13 protein-coding genes and 1 pseudogene are annotated in these 16,867 nt (G+C 62.7%); 5 read left to right on the plus strand and 9 right to left on the minus strand.

The features are described 5' to 3' along the window. Nucleotides 1-5: 5 nt before the first annotated feature. Nucleotides 6-2,084, minus strand: a complete 2,079-nt coding sequence (locus QMK47_RS17435) for a putative bifunctional diguanylate cyclase/phosphodiesterase (RefSeq protein ID WP_320388863.1) — start codon at nucleotides 2,082-2,084, stop codon at nucleotides 6-8. Between the two features lie 430 nt (nucleotides 2,085-2,514). On the opposite strand from QMK47_RS17435, the gene pncA reads away from it, so the two are divergent. Together pncA and QMK47_RS17445 are read left to right on the plus strand one after the other, a co-directional pair. Further along, a complete protein-coding gene (gene pncA, locus QMK47_RS17440; protein ID WP_320388864.1) occupies nucleotides 2,515-3,168 on the plus strand; it encodes a bifunctional nicotinamidase/pyrazinamidase in 654 nt (217 codons plus the stop codon). Nucleotides 3,169-3,209: 41 nt separating this feature from the next. Continuing rightward, a complete protein-coding gene (locus QMK47_RS17445; protein ID WP_320388865.1) occupies nucleotides 3,210-3,851 on the plus strand; it encodes a DUF1345 domain-containing protein in 642 nt (213 codons plus the stop codon). An 83-nt stretch (nucleotides 3,852-3,934) separates the two neighbouring features. Here the strand turns inward: QMK47_RS17445 and QMK47_RS17450 are convergent, their stop codons facing one another. From QMK47_RS17450 to QMK47_RS17475, 7 genes and pseudogenes are all read right to left on the minus strand, one after another. Beyond that, entirely contained in the window at nucleotides 3,935-5,236 is a 1,302-nt protein-coding gene (locus QMK47_RS17450) for an ATP-binding protein (protein WP_320388866.1), read from the minus strand. Nucleotides 5,237-5,240: 4 nt separating this feature from the next. Then, nucleotides 5,241-5,942: a response regulator transcription factor gene (locus QMK47_RS17455; RefSeq protein ID WP_253475874.1), complete on the minus strand. Its 702-nt coding sequence runs from the start codon at nucleotides 5,940-5,942 to the stop codon at nucleotides 5,241-5,243. A 218-nt stretch (nucleotides 5,943-6,160) separates the two neighbouring features. Next, complete coding sequence (locus tag QMK47_RS17460; protein WP_258688568.1) at nucleotides 6,161-7,345, minus strand: pyridoxal phosphate-dependent aminotransferase; 1,185 nt, start codon at nucleotides 7,343-7,345, stop codon at nucleotides 6,161-6,163. A 41-nt stretch (nucleotides 7,346-7,386) separates the two neighbouring features. Then, nucleotides 7,387-8,250 (minus strand): methyl-accepting chemotaxis protein, encoded by an 864-nt coding sequence (locus QMK47_RS28765; protein ID WP_413817781.1) that lies wholly within the window; start codon nucleotides 8,248-8,250, stop codon nucleotides 7,387-7,389. Next, nucleotides 8,242-9,012: pseudogene (locus tag QMK47_RS28770) on the minus strand (MCP four helix bundle domain-containing protein); the annotation flags it as partial. The gene QMK47_RS28765 and the pseudogene QMK47_RS28770, both read right to left, overlap by 9 nt. Nucleotides 9,013-9,238: 226 nt before the next feature. After that, the gene (locus tag QMK47_RS17470) at nucleotides 9,239-10,375 is read right to left on the minus strand and encodes a glycerate kinase (RefSeq protein WP_320388868.1); all 1,137 of its coding nucleotides are present in this window, start codon (nucleotides 10,373-10,375) and stop codon (nucleotides 9,239-9,241) included. 330 nt (nucleotides 10,376-10,705) lie between these two features. Then, the gene (locus tag QMK47_RS17475; RefSeq protein ID WP_320388869.1) at nucleotides 10,706-11,830 is read right to left on the minus strand and encodes a sugar diacid recognition domain-containing protein; all 1,125 of its coding nucleotides are present in this window, start codon (nucleotides 11,828-11,830) and stop codon (nucleotides 10,706-10,708) included. 184 nt (nucleotides 11,831-12,014) lie between these two features. Between QMK47_RS17475 and QMK47_RS17480 the strand changes: the two genes are divergently transcribed. The 3 genes from QMK47_RS17480 (at nucleotide 12,015) to rarD (ending at nucleotide 15,578) form a co-directional block, all read left to right on the plus strand. Further along, the gene (locus QMK47_RS17480; RefSeq protein WP_320388871.1) at nucleotides 12,015-13,325 is read left to right on the plus strand and encodes an MFS transporter; all 1,311 of its coding nucleotides are present in this window, start codon (nucleotides 12,015-12,017) and stop codon (nucleotides 13,323-13,325) included. Between the two features lie 209 nt (nucleotides 13,326-13,534). Next, nucleotides 13,535-14,569: an aldo/keto reductase gene (locus QMK47_RS17485; protein ID WP_003202978.1), complete on the plus strand. Its 1,035-nt coding sequence runs from the start codon at nucleotides 13,535-13,537 to the stop codon at nucleotides 14,567-14,569. Nucleotides 14,570-14,693: 124 nt separating this feature from the next. Further along, nucleotides 14,694-15,578 (plus strand): EamA family transporter RarD, encoded by an 885-nt coding sequence (gene rarD / locus QMK47_RS17490; protein WP_024617788.1) that lies wholly within the window; start codon nucleotides 14,694-14,696, stop codon nucleotides 15,576-15,578. An 85-nt stretch (nucleotides 15,579-15,663) separates the two neighbouring features. On the opposite strand, the gene hppD is transcribed toward rarD, so the two are convergent. Beyond that, nucleotides 15,664-16,740 (minus strand): 4-hydroxyphenylpyruvate dioxygenase, encoded by a 1,077-nt coding sequence (hppD, locus tag QMK47_RS17495; RefSeq protein WP_018605953.1) that lies wholly within the window; start codon nucleotides 16,738-16,740, stop codon nucleotides 15,664-15,666. Between the last annotated feature and the right edge of the window lie 127 nt (nucleotides 16,741-16,867).

Raw genomic sequence — 16,867 nt, forward strand, 5'->3', positions numbered from 1 at the left:
GTGGCTCAGCCCGCCGCTATCCGTTGCGCCTGGCGAATGTCGTGGATGAACCGCTCAGCCGGCAATGGATGCCCCAGCAGATAGCCCTGCAGCGAATCGCAGCCCAACTGGGTCAGGAAGTCTTGTTGCATATCGGTCTCCACGCCTTCGGCGACGATCCGCAGGCCCAGGGCCTGGCCGAGGGCGACGATGGCAGAGACGATCGCCGCGTCATCGCTGTCGTGCTCCAGGTCACGCACGAAGCCGCGATCGATCTTCAACTCATTGGCCGGCAGCCGCTTGAGGTACATCAGGCTCGAATAGCCGGTGCCAAAGTCGTCGATGGACAGGTCCACGCCCATGTCCGAGAGCTGTTGCAGCACCGTCATGCTCGCGTCCGCATCGCTCATGGCGGTGGTCTCGGTGATTTCCAGGGTCAGGCTGTTGGCCGGCAGCTGATGCGTTTCCAAGGCCTTGGCCACGCTCTGCACCAAACCGGTATGGCAGAACTGCAACGCCGACAGGTTCACCGCAATGCGCCAATCGGTATAACCGAGCACGTACCATTCGCGCATCTGCCGACAGGCTTCGTTCAACACCCATTCGCCGATGGGGATGATCAACCCGGTCTTTTCCGCCAAGTCGATGAAGGTGTCGGGCATCAACAGGCCCAGGGTCGGATGGTTCCAGCGCAACAAGGCCTCGGCGCCGACCGGCCGGCCGTTGGCGGCATCGAACTTGGGCTGGTAGTACAGGCTGAATTGCCGCTGTTCGACGGCGATGCGCAAGTCTTGCAGCAACTGCAATTGCTTGCGGGCGTTGCTGTTCATCGACGCGTCGAAAAAGCTGTAGCCGTTCTTGCCGGCGCCCTTGGCGTGGTACATCGCCGCATCGGCGTTCATCAACAGTTCGTCGGCGCTCTGGCCGTTACCAGGGTAAACGGCGATGCCGACGCTGGCGGAGATCTGCAAGTCATGCTCAGCCACCCGGAACGTGCGTGCGATCAAGCCGACCTGACGTGCCGCCAGTTGCAAGGCATCGTCCGGTTCAGTCAGTTGCACCAACAGCACGAACTCATCACCGCCGATCCGCGCCAGGGTGTCCTGGCTGCGCAGGTCTTCACGCAGGCGCAGGGCCACGTCCCGCAGCAACAAATCGCCCATGTGGTGACCAAAGGCGTCGTTGACCGGCTTGAAACCATCCAGGTCGATGAACATCAGGGCGAAGCAGCCGCCCTGCCCTTGCACCCGGTGAATGGCCTGGTCGATACGATCAGCCAGCAATACCCGGTTGGGCAGTCCGGTGAGAGGGTCGTGCAGGGCCAACTGGGTCAGTTCCCGGTTGGCCAGGGTCAGCGATTGGGCCAACTCCGCAGTACGGGCTTCCAGGCGCGCATCGAGAATCGACGTCAGCAAGGCGATGGCCAGCACCGCCAGGGTGGTGATCAACACCAGATTGTCCAGGCCCTTGCCGCTCAAGCCGTCCAGGGAGCCACAAAAGCTGCCGTCGCTGAACCGCGCCCCGGCCATGCCGGTGTAGTGCATGCCGACGATGGCGATACCCATGATCACCGCAGCGCCTGCACGAGCCAGACGCACGTGGGGAGTGTTCTGACGCAGGCGAAAGGCAATCCACAACGCCGCCGCTGAAGCGCCGACCGCAATCACCAACGAAGCCCCGAACAGTGTCGGGTCATAGTCGATGCCTGGCTGCATTCGCAGTGCGGCCATGCCCGTGTAATGCATGGTGCTGATCCCGGCGCCCATGATCAGCGCGCCGAACGCCAGTTGCCACGCTGGCAATCGTGGCTGGCTGACCAGCCACAGGGCAAAACCGCTGGAAAGAATCGCGACCAGCAGCGACAGCGCGGTGATGGATACGTCGTAGCCAAGCTCCACCGGCAAGCTGAACGCGAGCATGCCGATGAAGTGCATGGACCAGATGCCCACCCCCATCGCCAGCGCCCCCCCGGTCATCCACAAATGCGCAGCGCGCCCCTGGGCGGTCGCGATCCGCCCGGCCAGGTCCAGGGCGGTATAGGAAGCCAGCACAGCAACAAACAAGGAAATCGAAACAAGGGCGGGGGAATAACTGCCGATGAGCATGGTTTTTTCTCGTAACTGGAGACCGGACTGCTTCCATGCCCGGTTGAAGGCCGGCGATTGTACTTAATCGTGACAGGGACGCACGAAGCAAATGTCAAAAAGCCATCAAAGCTGGAATGTTTTCGACGAAAGACATTATCCCCAGCAGGGAGAATATTTTTTGTAAACCATCAATCCTGTGTTCACTGTAGTTCCATTGTGGAAGCGAGCTTGCTCGCGATAGCGGTGTGTCAGCTTGCATCAATGTTGAATGTGCCGCAGCCATCGCGAGCAGGCTCGCTCCCACAATGGACTTGCGGTGAATGCAAAACCCATGAGCCCTGAGCCCCCTGTGGGAGCGAGCTTGCTCGCGATGGCGGTGCGTCAGTCTACGCACCTGGCCCAAGCGGTTCAGCTACTATCGAAGAATCACTTCAAGGAGGATTCATTCATGGGCGTTCCCGCCAACCGGGCTTTGACCACCGCGCTGGTAGTAATCGATGTACAGAACGACTTCATCCCCGGCGGCCAACTGGCCGTGCCAGGCGGCGATGAGATCGTGCCGCTGATCAACCAACTCGGCCATTCCTTCAGGCACGTCGTCCTTGCCCAGGACTGGCACCCGGCCGGGCACGCCTCGTTTGCGTCCAGCCATCCGGGCAAGCAACCGTTCGACATCGTCCAATTGCCCTACGGCGAGCAGAAACTCTGGCCCGACCACTGCATACAGGGCAGCAACGGCGCCGCGCTGCACCCGGCACTCGACCTCGCCCATGCCAAGCTGATCATCCGCAAGGGCTGCAACCCGGACATCGACAGCTATTCAGCCTTCATGGAAGCGGATCACCTGACCCCTACCGGCTTGACCGGCTATCTCAAGGAACGCGGCATCGACACCGTGTACCTGGTGGGGCTGGCCCTGGATTTCTGCGTGATGTTCTCGGCGCTGGATGCCCGGTTGGCGGGGTTCAATGCGGTGGTGATACTGGATGCCTGCCGGGGCATCGATATCGACGGCTCGATGGAGGCGGCAATCCGACGGATGCAGGAAGCGGGCGTGCAATTGATCGAGTCCAGCGCGATAGATGGTCGCCCCTTCGCTTGATCGCTCATACTAGCCGCCTCCCCTCTGGACAGTGAGTCTCCATGCCCTTCCTCACCCGCACCCACCCGCGTCTGTCCAGCGCCACGGTCCTTGGCCTGGCGGTGGGTATCCTGGCTCCCGTGGACTCGATCATCAGCAAGATCCTGATCGGCTGGAATGTCGGCGTCTGGACCTACCTGGTGCTGATGTCCTGGCTGACCGTGCGGGCCAAGGCGCCCGACGTCCGGCGCATTGCCGAAATCGAAGATGAAAATGCCGGGCTGGTCCTGCTGGTGGTCTGCATCGCGGCATTGGCCAGCCTGGCAACCATCACCTTCGAACTGGCCGGCAGCCGCGACCTGGACGCCGCCGGCAAGCTGCTGCATTACGGTTTCACGGCAATGACCGTGATCGGTTCCTGGTTGCTGATCGGGGTGATCTTCAGCGTGCACTACGCGCGGTTGTATTACACCTGGGAAGGCAAGGAGCCGGCGTTGCGGTTTGCCGAAGGGCTGACCACACCCAACTATTGGGACTTCCTGTATTTCTCCTTCACCATCGGCGTGGCGGTGCAAACCGCGGACGTGGGCGTCGCCACGCGGCAATTGCGCAAGATCGTCCTGGCGCAATCGTTGATCGGGTTTGTGTTCAACACGGCGATCCTGGGGTTTTCGATCAATATTGCGGCGGGGTTGTTTGGGTGAAAAGCATTGGGGCCGCTTCGCGGCCCAGCGGGAGCAAGCTCCCTCGCCACAGGGTCAGCGTCAAGCAATAGAGAGTGGCAACCTCAGGATGGTGTTGGCAGCCACAGCCTGAAGCGCGCCCCACCCAGCGGCGAGGCCTCGACGGTCAGCGTGCCGCCCTGAGCTTCCAGGGCCCGGCGGCTGATGGCCAGGCCGAGGCCGAACCCGCCGGTGGCGCGGTCGCGGCTGCGATCCAAACGGTAGAACGGCTCGAACACGCGCTCGCGTTCGCTGTAGGGAATGCCGATACCATCGTCGTCGACCCAGATCTCACAGCCTTGATCACTGACCAGCACGCCCACCTGGATGCGTTTTTCGCAATAACGCATGGCATTGCGCAGCAGGTTCTGCAAGGCCCGTGCGGTCAGGCGTGGGTCCAGTACGAAACGCTCCAGCGCCCCATGCAGCAGCACGTCGATCACCACGTCTGGCGCCGCCAGGTCTTCGTCGACGCTACCCAGGATGCTGTCGATGAACTCGTCCAATGCCACTTCGACCCGTTCGGGCAGGCGTTGCGGGTTCTGCAAACGGCTATAGGACAGCAGTTCCAGCACCAGCTCATCCAGCTCACGAATATGCGCCACCAACCCTTGCAAGCGCTCGCGACTGGCCGCCGGCAGGTCATCGGACAGCGCCAGGGCCAGGCCGAAGTCGAGCCGTGTCAGGGGCGTGCGCAGTTCGTGGGACACGGCGTTGAGCAGGTCGCGCTGTTGGTTGAGCAAGTTCTCGATGTCCCCCGCCATCGTGTCGAACACGTGGGCCAGGCTGCCGATGTTCGAACTGGAGGCAATGTGCGTACGCTCACCCAGATGACCTTTGCCGAAACGTTCGGCGGTACGCCTGAGGCGTTCCAGGTCGCGCCAGTGAGGCCGCAACCAGAGCAGCAGGCAGGCCAGCATGGTCGCGCCGATCAACACGTTGATGCTCCAGTACAACCAACTGACGTCGGCCGGGTCCGGCGGCACGACCATCTTCACCGCTGTGCGCCCGTCCAGCGGCGCCGCCGCCAAGGTGCGCCAGGCCCAGTCACCGATACGCACCACGTTCTCGCCGCGCTTGAGACGCGCCTGCTCATCGGCGCTGAAGCCGCCGTCATCGACCGCCGCCAGCTCGATGCGCAGCGGCTCGAACTCCCTGTCCATCTGCGCCGCCAGCGCCGGCCACTGCTCGCTGGGCACGGCGCGGAACTGCTTGACCATCAAGGTTTGCAAGCCACGGGAATAATCGAGGTTGTAGGTCATGAAACGGTCTTGGAACAGGCGGATCACCAGTTCCGGCATCAGGTAGATCGCCGCGCTGTAGGACACGATGGTGACCAGGTAAAGGCGAATCAGCAGCTTCCACATCGGCTCAGCATTCCCACTCGGAACGACTGAACAGATAACCCTTGCCCCACACGGTCTTGATCTTGCGGGCTTCGTCGGCGTTGTCGTCGAACTTGCGTCGCAACTTGGAAATAGCCACGTCCACCGAACGGTCGGTGCCGTTGAATTCGATGCCGCGCAGGCGCTGCAGGATCTGGTCGCGGCTCAGCACTTCGCCGGAATGCCGGGCCAGCACCACCAGCAGGTTGTATTCGCCGCTGGACAGCTCCACCGCTTGTCCGCGCCAGGTTACGGTGCGCTCGGACAGGTCGATGCAGAGGTTGCCCATGACAATACGGTCGTTGACCGTCTGCGGCTCGGTAAGGCTGCTGCGGCGCAACAAGGTACGCACCCGCGCCAGCAACACCCGGGGCTCGCAAGGCTTGGTGACGTAGTCATCGGCGCCCATCTCCAGGCCCAGCACCTGGTCGTGGCTGTCGTCCCGGGCGGTGAGCATCAGGATCGGCAAGGTCGCCGAGTCGGCCCGCAGCAGGCGGCAGACTTGCAAGCCGTCCAGCCCGGGCAGCATCAGGTCGAGAATCACCAGGTCCGGTGGATCGACGCGCGCACGCTCACGCACATGATCGCCACGGCTGAGCACGCTGACCTGATAGCCGTTGCGTTCCAGGTAACTGGCGATCAGTTCGGAGAGTGCGCAGTCGTCTTCGACCAGGAGGATGTTGGGCATGGGTGTTTCCAGAAAGTGCTGTAGCGCCTGGCAGGGCCTTATCGCGAGCAAGCTCGCTCCCACAGAGGTCTTTGGTACTACACAAAACCACTGTGGGAGCGAGCTTGCTCGCGATGGCGATACCACGGGCGCAGAAAATCTCAAGCTGCCAAGGATATACGCCCTCGCTCATCCACGAGCAAAACCCTTACACAATTTCACACAGCCACTACAAAACGTTACCGCTGGGCCCGTAGCAAATCCGCCGCACACGAGGCGATCCGCTGGCACGCATCCGTCAGCTTCACCTGATCGACCACCAGCCCGAGGCGGATATGCCCTGCCGCACTGGGCCCGAACGCCTCGCCGGCCAGCACCGAGACGCCGTAGTCGTCCAGCAGCCGCTCGGCAAATGCCTGGGCGTCGAGGCCGGTCCGGCGCACGTCGACCATCACGAACATACCGCCATCGGGCCGCACCGACTTGAGGCCCGGGCTGTCGTCGAGCATGGCGCACACCAGGTCCCGGCGCTGGCGGTACTCCTCGTGCATCTGCGCCACTTCCGGCAACGCCCGCGTCAGGGCAACCTGGGCTGCGCGTTGCACGAAGTCCGGCAGGCCGAACACCATACACAGCGACAGGTTCGCCAAGTGTTCGGCCAGGGGTTCAGGGCCGATGGCCCAGCCGACGCGCCAACCGGTCATGGCGTGGGATTTGGACAAACTGTTGATAGTGACGGTGCGCTCGGCCATGCCCGGCAGCCCGGCCGGGCTGATGTGTTCGCCGTCGTAGAGCAAGTCGCTGTAGACCTCGTCACTGATCAGCCACAGGTCATGTTCGATGCACAACCGGGCCAATGCCTGCCATGTGGACATTGGCAGGCTGGCGCCGGACGGGTTGTTCGGGCTGTTGATCAGCATCGCCCGGGTACGTGGGGTCACAAGACGGGCAACGTCCGCCGGTTCGACCCGAAAACCGTTCTCCGGGCGGACCGCCACCGGCACCACTTTCGCCCCGCAGGCGCCGAACACCGCTTCATAGGTGACATACATCGGCTCGGCGACGATGACTTCGTCGCCAGGGTTGAGCAGGCATTGCGCGACCGCGTAGAGGGCACTTTGCGCGCCGGGCAGCACCGTAACGTGCCCGGCGCCCACCGGTTGGCCGCTACGTTGTTGGTGTCGGCGAGCAATGCTGGCCCGCAGGGAGTGCAGGCCGCGGCTGTCCGAATAATGGGTCTCACCGGCCCGCAGGCTGGCGACGGCGGCCTCGACAATGGCGCACGGGGTGTCGAAGTCCGGATCACCTACTGACAGCAACAACACATCCATGCCCTGTTCGCGCATGGCCAGCGCCCGGTCATGAATCTGCCAGGCGGCGGCACCATCGCCGGTGATGCGTTGGGTCAAAGCTGAGAAGCGCATGTATCTCTCCTGATTGCGCGATATCCAGCCTCAACCCTATCTCAAATCACAAACCGCGCCACCATCGCATTCAACCCCACCGCCAGGCGCGACAGTTCGTGGGTCGCGTCGCTGGTCTGTTTGGCGCCGCTGGCCGACTGGGTGGCCAGGTCGCGAATGTTCACCAGGTTGCGGTCCACCTCACGGGAAACCTGGGCCTGCTCTTCCGAGGCGCTGGCGATGACCAGGTTGCGTTCGTTGATCTGGTGGATCGAATGAGTGATCTGCTCCAGGGCCACGCCGGCGGCGCGGGCCATTTCCAGCGTGCTTTGGGTACGCTGGTTGCTTTGCTGCATCGACTGAACGGCCTGGCCGGTGCCGTTCTGGATGCCGGCGACCATTTTTTCGATTTCCTGGGTCGATTGCGCAGTGCGATGGGCCAGGGCCCGGACTTCGTCGGCCACCACCGCGAAACCGCGTCCGGCCTCCCCGGCGCGAGCGGCTTCGATGGCGGCGTTGAGGGCCAGCAGGTTGGTCTGTTCGGCGATGGCGCGGATCACGTCCAACACCTTGCCGATGTCGCGGCCCTGGACCGCCAGGCCTTCGACCATCGAAGCGGTGGCCTGCACATCGTGGGTCATGGTCTGGATCGCATCGACAGTTTCCACCACACGTGTGCGGCCTTCCTGGGCGGCCTGGGTCGACTGGTTCGACGCCTCGGAGGTGGACACCGCGTTACGGGCCACCTCTTCGACCGCGGCGGTCATTTCGTTGACGGCCGTGGCCGCCTGTTCGATTTCGTTGTGCTGCTGTTGCAGGCCGCGGGAGGATTCCTGGGTCACGGCGCTCAGCTCTTGCGCCGCAGCGCCCAGTTGAGTGGCCGAACCGGCAATCTGCTCGATGGTCTGGCGCAGGCTGCCTTGCATGGCGGCCAAGGCCTGGAGCAAGCGCCCAGGCTCATCCTTGCCATCGTCCTCGATGACCTGGACCAGATTGCCACTGGCAATGGTCCGCGCAGCCTCCAGTGCCCGGTTGAGCGGCGCGACGATGCTGCGGGTCAGCAGCAAGGCCAGCACCACGGTGGCCAGGGCGGCGGCGATCGAGACAATAATGATGCCGGTGATGGCGCTGCTGTAGTTTTCACCTGCCTTGGCCGACGCTTCGCTGGCACCGGCCACGTTGATCGCGATGAGCTTGTTGAGCTGCTCGCCCATCAGGTCGGTGCCTTCCTTGATCCGCGTATTGATGTGGGTACGCAGTTCATCGGCCTTGTTCTGTCGCGACAGGTCGAGCATCTGCTTCTGGTCTTGCAGGTATTTCTCGAGGGTCGCGGAGAAGGTTTTGTACAACTCAACTTCTTCGGGGGTGGCCGGCAGCGCGGCGTAGCCGCTGTTGGCCTTGTTCAGTTTCTCCGTCAGTACGCCGATGCGGCTCTCCGCCTCGGTCAAGCTGGCAGGGTCCCGGTTGACCAGGATGCGGAACGAGAGAATGCGCATGCGCAGCACGTTTTCCAGCACATTGGCCAGATAGCCGACGCTGGGCACCTGATTCTGCTCCATGCTCAGCGAGGCCTGGCGAATGACGGACATGCGGTTGGCGGCGAAAACACCGAGGATAACGACGAGCAACGCGATGACGGCGAAGCCGAGAAAGGCTCGTGGCGCGATATTCAGGCTGCGTAGGGACATGGAAAGACCTCGAAATGTTGGGTCGAGCGTCCATGCTGGCAAGCGCACCGATTGGAGTTATGGGTGGTATACGCTTAACCCGTTATCGGCTGGGCTTTAGGGTTTGCGCAGGGCGAGTGTAAAAAAATATTTCTAAACGCTTTTTTGTGGCGAGGGAGCTTGCTCCCTCGCCACAGGTTCACCATGCTCCTGGTCCAATGTCCAAGCACGCTTGTGTCCGTTGGGTTTACCGCGCCGCCACCCGCCAAAGCCGTGCAATGTCCCGGGCGCGCTCGCTCAGCAGGCGCGGGGCGTCGGTGCAGGCTTGCTGCAAGGTCATCGGCCCGCTGGCCAGGGCGAAGGCAGCGTCGATGCCGTGTTCATACAGCGCCGGGTAACCCTCCCCCAGCGTGCCGGCAATGACCACCACCGGTACACCGTGCTGGCGGGCGATGCGGGCCACGCCGAAGGGGGTCTTGCCGCGCAGGGTCTGGGCGTCGAAACGGCCTTCGCCGGTAATCACCAGGTCGGCGCCGTTGACCGCCTCGGCCAGCCCGGTCAACTGGGCGACGACGTCCACGCCGGTACGAAACTGCGCGCCCAGGAACGCCTTGGCCGCAAACCCCAGGCCACCGGCGGCGCCGCCGCCCGGCTCGTCGCGCACATCCTTGTTCAACGCCCGTGCGCAGTGTTCGGCGAAATGCCCCAGGGCCCGGTCCAGCGCCTGCACTTGAGACGCCGAAGCGCCCTTCTGCGGACCGAAGATCACGGAAGCGCCATGGGGCCCGCACAGCGGGTTATCGACATCGGCGGCGATCTCGAAGCTGACCCGGGCCAGGCGTGGGTCGAGGTCGCTCAGGTCGATGTGCGACAAGTTCGCCAAGGCCAGGCCACCGGGAGGAAGGGGTTGGCCCTGGACATCCAGCAACACCACGCCCAGGGCCTGCATCGCACCGGCCCCGGCGTCGTTGGTGGCACTGCCGCCGATCGCCAGGATCACCCGGCCGGCGCCCTCATCGAGGGCAGCGCGAATCAGCTCGCCAGTGCCGTAGGTGCTGCTGGAACAGGCGTCGCGTTGCTCCGGCGGCACCAGTTGCAAGCCACTGGCCTCGGCCATTTCGATGATCGCGGTGCGGCTCTCGGCCAACCAGCCCCAGCGCGCCTCGACAGCGACACCCAACGGACCGCGGACCCGGGTGTGGCGCCACTCACCGTGACAGGCCGCCAACACCGACTCCACCGTCCCCTCCCCGCCGTCCGCCATCGGGCATTTGATCAACTGCGCATCCGGCCAGACCTCGGCCAGCCCCAGGGCGATGGCATCGGCGACGCCCTGGGCGCTGAGGCTGTCCTTGAACGAGTCGGGGGCGATGACTATTTTCATATTATTCTCCGGTTCCGATGCACAGCATGCTGCCAGTTGACCGCAGCCGTGACGCCGGTCCGCTGCACAAAAGGCACCGGGCATTATTGTTCAAATTCACAAATATTGGTTTGGCCGAGAGATTCGGGTTGAGGCTGCCGGCCTCATCGCGAGCAAGCTCGCTCCCACACTGGGTCTCCAGTGAATATAAAACCTGTGCCCGGACAAAATCCCCTGTGGGAGCGAGCTTGCTCGCGATGACAGTGGCACATCCAATACATATGCAAGCTGACACACCGCTATCGCGAGCAAGCTCGCTCCCACAGGGGTAGTTGTGAACCCAAAGGGGGGTTATGTGGGTGTATCTGCGGTCTGCGGTAGCAACTGCACCCCCAGGTACAACGCCAGCATCCCATCCAGGCGCAACGGGTCCACGCCGCTGAGTTCGGCGATGCGTTCCATGCGGTAGCGCAGGCTGTTGCGGTGGATACCCAGGGCGTCGGCGCAGGCCTGGCTCTGGCCGTCGTGTTCGCACCAACTGCGCAAGGTGGCGAGCAACTGGCCGTTGCTGTCCTTGGCGATGACCTTGCGCAACGGGGTCAGCAATTCGTCCAAGGCATCGTCGCTGCGATGGCGCCAGAGCAGCACCGGCAGGCGATAACGGCTGAGGGCCAGCAGGCGCGATTGTGGCAACACATCACGCCCATAGGCCAGCAGATCAGCCACCCGCCGATAGCAACGCCGCAAGCCCGCCAACCCTTCAGCCTGCCCGCCCACCGCGATCCGCAGGATGTTCCAGCCCAGCCCATCGAGCTTGCCCAGCAGCCGCTCGTTCTCCACCGAGGCGGTGACCGGCCGGCACCAGAGCAAGGATGATTTGGACGAGGTCAGGCACCAACTGTCCGGGTAGCGCGACATCAACCACGCGCTCAACGTCTCGACGGTCTGCCCGGGCCCATGTTCCAGGCCCAGTTCGAACAGATACGGCACCCGCGACAATTGCGGCTTGAGGCCCATTTGCCGGGCTTCGTCCAACAATCGCGGCGAATCCCCGGCATCGCCCAGCAGCAACGCCAGCAAGTCATCGCAGCGCTGCCGGCGCCATTGCTGCTCGGCCTGCTGGTTACGCTGGCCCACCAGCATCTCGGCGGTCATGCGCACCAGCTCGGCGTAGGTGCGCAGTTGCGCAGGCTCACCCGTGATGCCCAGGACGCCGATCAGCCGTTGATCGAGCATCAGCGGCAGGTTGATCCCCGGCTGCACGCCCTTGAGGTGCATCGCGGTGTGCTCGTCGATTTCCACCACCCGACCGTTCGCCAAAACCAGTTGCGCGCCCTCGTGACGGGTGTTGACCCGCTCGGGCTCACCGCTGCCGAGGATCAAGCCCTGGTTGTCCATGACATTGACGTTGTACGGCAGGATCGCCATCGCCCGGTCGACGATGTCCTGCGCCAGGTCGTGATCGAGTTCGAACATGGGCGGTGTTCCTTGCAAGCGGCGTGAATTGTTGTTTCAGGCATGGGTTTGGTCAGGCGCACAGGGTCTGCATTCAAACCCTGTGCTCTGGCACAAAGACACGGGCCCCTGGGCTGGCCGAGACTCAAGGGGCGGTCAACGTTACCCCTTGGCTCGCAAAAATCATAATAATGAGAGACCCGCCATGTCCCAGAGCGCAATAGCCCTCCTGGCTACCCCCGACGAAAAAAATACCGTCTACAAGCGCATCACCCTGCGCTTGATCCCGTTCATTTTCATCTGCTACCTGTTCAACTACCTCGACCGGGTCAACGTTGGCTTTGCCAAGTTGCAGATGCTCGACGCCCTGAAATTCAGCGAAACCGTGTACGGCCTCGGTGCCGGGATCTTCTTCATCGGCTACGTGCTGTGCGGCATACCGAGCAACCTGGCCCTGACCAAATTCGGCCCACGGCGCTGGATCGCGCTGATGATGATCACCTGGGGCACCCTGTCGACGTGCCTGCTGTTCGTCACCACCCCCACCGAGTTCTATACCTTGCGGCTGTTCACTGGCGCCGCCGAGGCCGGGTTCTTCCCTGGCGTAGTGCTGTATCTCTCGCAATGGTTTCCGACGTTCCGACGTGGCCGAATCATGGCGTTGTTCATGTCGGCCATCCCGGTGTCCGGCCTGCTGGGTAGTCCGTTTTCCGGGTGGATCCTCAACCACTTCGCGGCCGGCCAGGGCGGCCTGGCGGGTTGGCAGTGGATGTTCCTGCTGCAAGGCATTCCGACGGTGATCCTCGGGGCGCTGGCGTTCTTCCTGCTCAGCGACACGTTCGCCAATGCCAAATGGTTGACCGACCAGGAGCGCGCCGTGCTCACCGCCGACCACGCCGAAGACCTGGCCAACAAGCCAAAGACCGCCACCGACTCGCTGTTGGCAGTGTTCAAGAACCCGGCGATCTGGGCCTTCGGCCTGGTGTACTTCTGCATCCAGAGCGGCGTGTACGCGATCAACTTCTGGCTGCCGTCGATCATCAAGAGCCTGGGTTTTGGCGATAACCTGGTGATCGGTTGGCTGAGTGCAATCCCTTACCTGCTGGCGGCGGTGTTCATGTTGCTGGTGGGCCGCTCGGCGGACCTGCACAAGGAGCGCCGCTGGCATCTCGTGGTGCCGATGCTGATGGGCGCCGTCGGGCTGCTGATCGCCGTCAACTTCGCCACCACCCCGGCCATCGCCATCATCGGCCTGTCCATCGCCACCATGGGCGCCCTCACCGGCCTGCCGATGTTCTGGCCGGTGCCCACGGCAATGCTCAGCGCTGGCGCGGCGGCCGGTGGATTGGCGTTGATCAACTCCATGGGGCAGATGGCTGGGTTCCTGAGCCCGTACCTGGTGGGTTGGGTCAAGGACGCCACCGGCTCGACCGACGCGGCGCTGTACCTGCTGGCGGGCGTGATTGTCTGCGGCAGCCTGCTGGCGTTGCGCATGACCCGCACCCTACGGGCCTGACATCCTTTTTTCCCTGTGGGAGCGAGCTTGCTCGCGATAGCGTCAAATCAGCCAACATTGATATTGACTGACCCACCGCTATCGCGAGCAAGCTCGCTCCCACAGAGGTAGTTACACAGTTGATTTGGGGTGTTTGAGAATTCTGTTTGATCCGTGCGACTGTTCTGGGGTTTGATTGAGCCTTTCCCCATGGATAAAAGGATCTTGTCATGAGCTACCGCACGCTAGGCCATTCCGGGTTGCAAGTCTCGACGCTGACCCTGGGCACGATGATGTTCGGCGAACAGACCAGCACCGAGGATTCGCTGCGGATCATCGACAAGGCCTGGGACCAGGGCATCAATTTCATCGACACCGCGGACGTCTACACCAACGGCCGTTCCGAAGAGATCGTCGGCGAGGCGATCGCCCGTCACCGCCAGGAATGGGTGCTGGCCACCAAGGTCGGCTTCGGCCCGCCGGACGGCATGCCCAACCGCAGCGGCCTGAGCCGCAAGCACATCTTCAATGGCATCGAGGCGAGCCTGACGCGCCTGGGCACCGATTACCTGGACATCTATTACCTGCACCGCGAAGACCACAACACGCCGCTGCACGTTACTGTGTCGGCCATCGGCGACTTGATTCGCCAAGGCAAGATCCGCTACTGGGGCCTGTCGAACTACCGCGGCTGGCGCATCGCCGAAGTGATCCGGATTGCCGACAGCCTGGGCATCGACCGACCGGTGATCAGCCAACCGCTGTACAACATCGTCAACCGCCAGGCGGAAACCGAGCAGATCACCGCGGCGCAGAACTACGGCCTCGGCGTGGTGCCGTTCAGCCCCCTGGCCCGAGGCGTGCTCAGCGGCAAGTACGCGCCAGACGTGGCGCCGGACGCCAACAGCCGTGCCGGCCGCCAGGACAAACGCATCCTGGAAACCGAGTGGCGGGTCGAGTCCCTGCGCATTGCCCAACAGATCCTGCAATACACCCAGGGCCGCGGCGTGGGCATCGTCGAGTTCGCCATCGCCTGGGTGCTGAACAACAGCGCCGTGACCTCGGCCATCGTCGGGCCGCGCACCGAGGAGCAGTGGGATTCGTACACCAAGGCGCAATCGGTGAAGATCAGCGCGGAAGATGAAGCCTTCATCGATTCGCTGGTGACGCCGGGGCATGCTTCGACACCGGGGTTCAACGATGTGAGCCATTTCGTGCCGGGGCGGGTACCTGTGGGAGCAAGGCTTGCCCGCGATGAACGATAACGCGGTTCACTGTTAAACCGTGGCGTGGCTATCGCGGGCAAGCCTTGCTCCCACAAACTTGCTCCCCTAGATAAACTTGCCAGCCAACAGTTTGGGTTGATTGATCGCCCTCAAGAGAATCACCGTGTCCAAAGGCATCGTTCTATCGGTCTCGGCCTCCGCGCTGTTCGCCGTCATGTACTACTACACCTCGTTGCTCTCACCGCTGACCGGCGTGGAGATCTTCGGCTGGCGCATGCTGCTGACGATGCCGTGCATGACCGCCTTCCTGCTGGTGACGCGGGACTGGCACCTGGTCACGGCGCTGATCCAACGCCTGATCGCCACGCCACGGCTGTTGATCGCGGCGATCGCCTCCTCGGCATTGATGGGCGCGCAACTGTGGCTGTTCATGTGGGCACCGCTCAATGGCTACAGCCTGGACGTGTCGCTGGGGTACTTCCTGTTGCCACTGTCGATGGTCCTGACCGGACGCATCGTCTATGGCGAACGCCTTTCCTACCTGCAGAAAGTCGCCGTGTTCTTCGCCACCCTTGGCGTGTTCAACGAGTTGTACCAAGTAGGTGGTTTTTCCTGGGCAACCTTGCTGGTGGTGATTGGCTACCCGATCTATTTCATCCTGCGCAAACGCATCAAGACCGACAACCTGGGCGGCCTCTGGCTGGACATGACCCTGATGCTGCCCCTGGCGCTGTGGTTCGTGCAAAGCGGCGAACAGGGTTTCGACGTTTTCGATCAATACCCGTGGCTGTCGCTGCTGATCCCGGTACTCGGGGTCATCAGCGCCAGCGCGCTGGTGTCCTACATCGTCGCCAGTCGATTGCTGCCGTTCAGCCTGTTCGGGCTGTTGAGTTATGTCGAGCCGGTGTTGCTGCTGGGTGTTGCGCTGCTGTTGGGCGAAAGCATCAAGGCCGGTGAATGGCTGACCTACATCCCCATCTGGATGGCGGTGGCGGTGCTGGTGTTCGAAGGGTTCAAGCACTTGGTGCGACAACAGCGCCGGACTTGAGGTCACCGCCAGCCCCTGGGGGTCTATCGGCAATAAAAAGCCCGCCCGGCATCACTGCCGGGCGGGCTTTTTCATGGCTCAGGCCTTACTCGGTCGCCAGCACACCACGACGCACCTGGTCGCGCTCGATGGATTCGAACAGCGCCTTGAAGTTACCTTCGCCGAAACCATCGTCGCCCTTGCGCTGGATGAATTCGAAGAACACCGGCCCCATCAGGGTTTCCGAGAAAATCTGCAACAGCAGGCGCTTGTCGCCCTGCTCGGAAGCACCGTCCAGCAGAATGCCCCGCGATTGCAGTTCATCGACCGGTTCGCCGTGGTTTGGCAGGCGGCCTTCGAGCATTTCGTAGTAGGTGTCCGGCGGCGCGGTCATGAAGCGCATGCCGATGCTTTTCAGGTGATCCCAGGTCTTGATCAGGTCGTCGGTGAGGAAGGCCACGTGCTGGATGCCTTCGCCGTTGAACTGCATCAGGAACTCTTCGATCTGCCCGGCGCCCTTGGACGACTCTTCGTTCAACGGGATACGGATCATGCCATCCGGGGCGGTCATGGCCTTGGAGGTCAGGCCGGTGTATTCGCCCTTGATGTCGAAGTAACGGATTTCGCGGAAGTTGAACAGCTTCTCGTAGAAGCCGGCCCAGTAGGCCATGCGCCCGCGATAGACGTTGTGGGTCAGGTGGTCGATGATTTTCAGGCCCGCGCCCACCGGGTTGCGGTCAACGCCCTCAATGAACACGAAGTCGATGTCATAGATCGAGCTGCCTTCGCCAAAACGGTCGATCAGGTACAGCGGCGCGCCACCGATGCCTTTGATCGCCGGCAGGTTCAGCTCCATCGGGCCGGTCTCGATGTGGATCGGCTGGGCGCCGAGTTCCAGGGCACGCTTGTAGGCCTGTTGCGAATCCTTGACCCGGAACGCCATGCCGCACACCGACGGACCGTGCTCGGCGGCAAAGTACGACGCCACGCTGTGGGGTTCGTTGTTGAGGATCAGGTTGATCGCGCCCTGGCGATACAGGTGCACGTTTTTGGAGCGGTGGGTGGCCACTTTGGTGAAGCCCATGATCTCGAAGATCGGCTCCAGGGTGTTGGGGGTCGGGGATGCGAATTCAATGAATTCGAAGCCCATCAGGCCCATGGGGTTTTCGTATAGATCTGCCATGTCGGCGCCTCATCAGTCGGGTCAATTAACAAAAAACGTTAGTTGCTGGCGATGCTGAGGCCACGGGGCGGCGCGCAGGAAATGCCACGAACGCTGCGGGCGAGGAAATCGCCATAGATCAGTTGAA

Origin of the sequence: Pseudomonas sp. P9_35 (genome assembly GCF_034008205.1) — a bacterium.
Classification (GTDB): Bacteria; Pseudomonadota; Gammaproteobacteria; order Pseudomonadales; family Pseudomonadaceae; genus Aquipseudomonas; species Aquipseudomonas kilonensis.

Coding starts and splice junctions, on each gene's coding strand:
- QMK47_RS17435 (WP_320388863.1), bottom strand. CDS start 2,084: ATGCTCATCGGCAGTTATTCCCCCGCCCTTGTTTCGATTTCCTTGTTT.
- pncA (WP_320388864.1), top strand. CDS start 2,515: ATGGGCGTTCCCGCCAACCGGGCTTTGACCACCGCGCTGGTAGTAATC.
- QMK47_RS17445 (WP_320388865.1), top strand. CDS start 3,210: ATGCCCTTCCTCACCCGCACCCACCCGCGTCTGTCCAGCGCCACGGTC.
- QMK47_RS17450 (WP_320388866.1), bottom strand. CDS start 5,236: ATGTGGAAGCTGCTGATTCGCCTTTACCTGGTCACCATCGTGTCCTAC.
- QMK47_RS17455 (WP_253475874.1), bottom strand. CDS start 5,942: ATGCCCAACATCCTCCTGGTCGAAGACGACTGCGCACTCTCCGAACTG.
- QMK47_RS17460 (WP_258688568.1), bottom strand. CDS start 7,345: ATGCGCTTCTCAGCTTTGACCCAACGCATCACCGGCGATGGTGCCGCC.
- QMK47_RS28765 (WP_413817781.1), bottom strand. CDS start 8,250: ATGCAAGGCAGCCTGCGCCAGACCATCGAGCAGATTGCCGGTTCGGCC.
- QMK47_RS17470 (WP_320388868.1), bottom strand. CDS start 10,375: ATGAAAATAGTCATCGCCCCCGACTCGTTCAAGGACAGCCTCAGCGCC.
- QMK47_RS17475 (WP_320388869.1), bottom strand. CDS start 11,830: ATGTTCGAACTCGATCACGACCTGGCGCAGGACATCGTCGACCGGGCG.
- QMK47_RS17480 (WP_320388871.1), top strand. CDS start 12,015: ATGTCCCAGAGCGCAATAGCCCTCCTGGCTACCCCCGACGAAAAAAAT.
- QMK47_RS17485 (WP_003202978.1), top strand. CDS start 13,535: ATGAGCTACCGCACGCTAGGCCATTCCGGGTTGCAAGTCTCGACGCTG.
- hppD (WP_018605953.1), bottom strand. CDS start 16,740: ATGGCAGATCTATACGAAAACCCCATGGGCCTGATGGGCTTCGAATTC.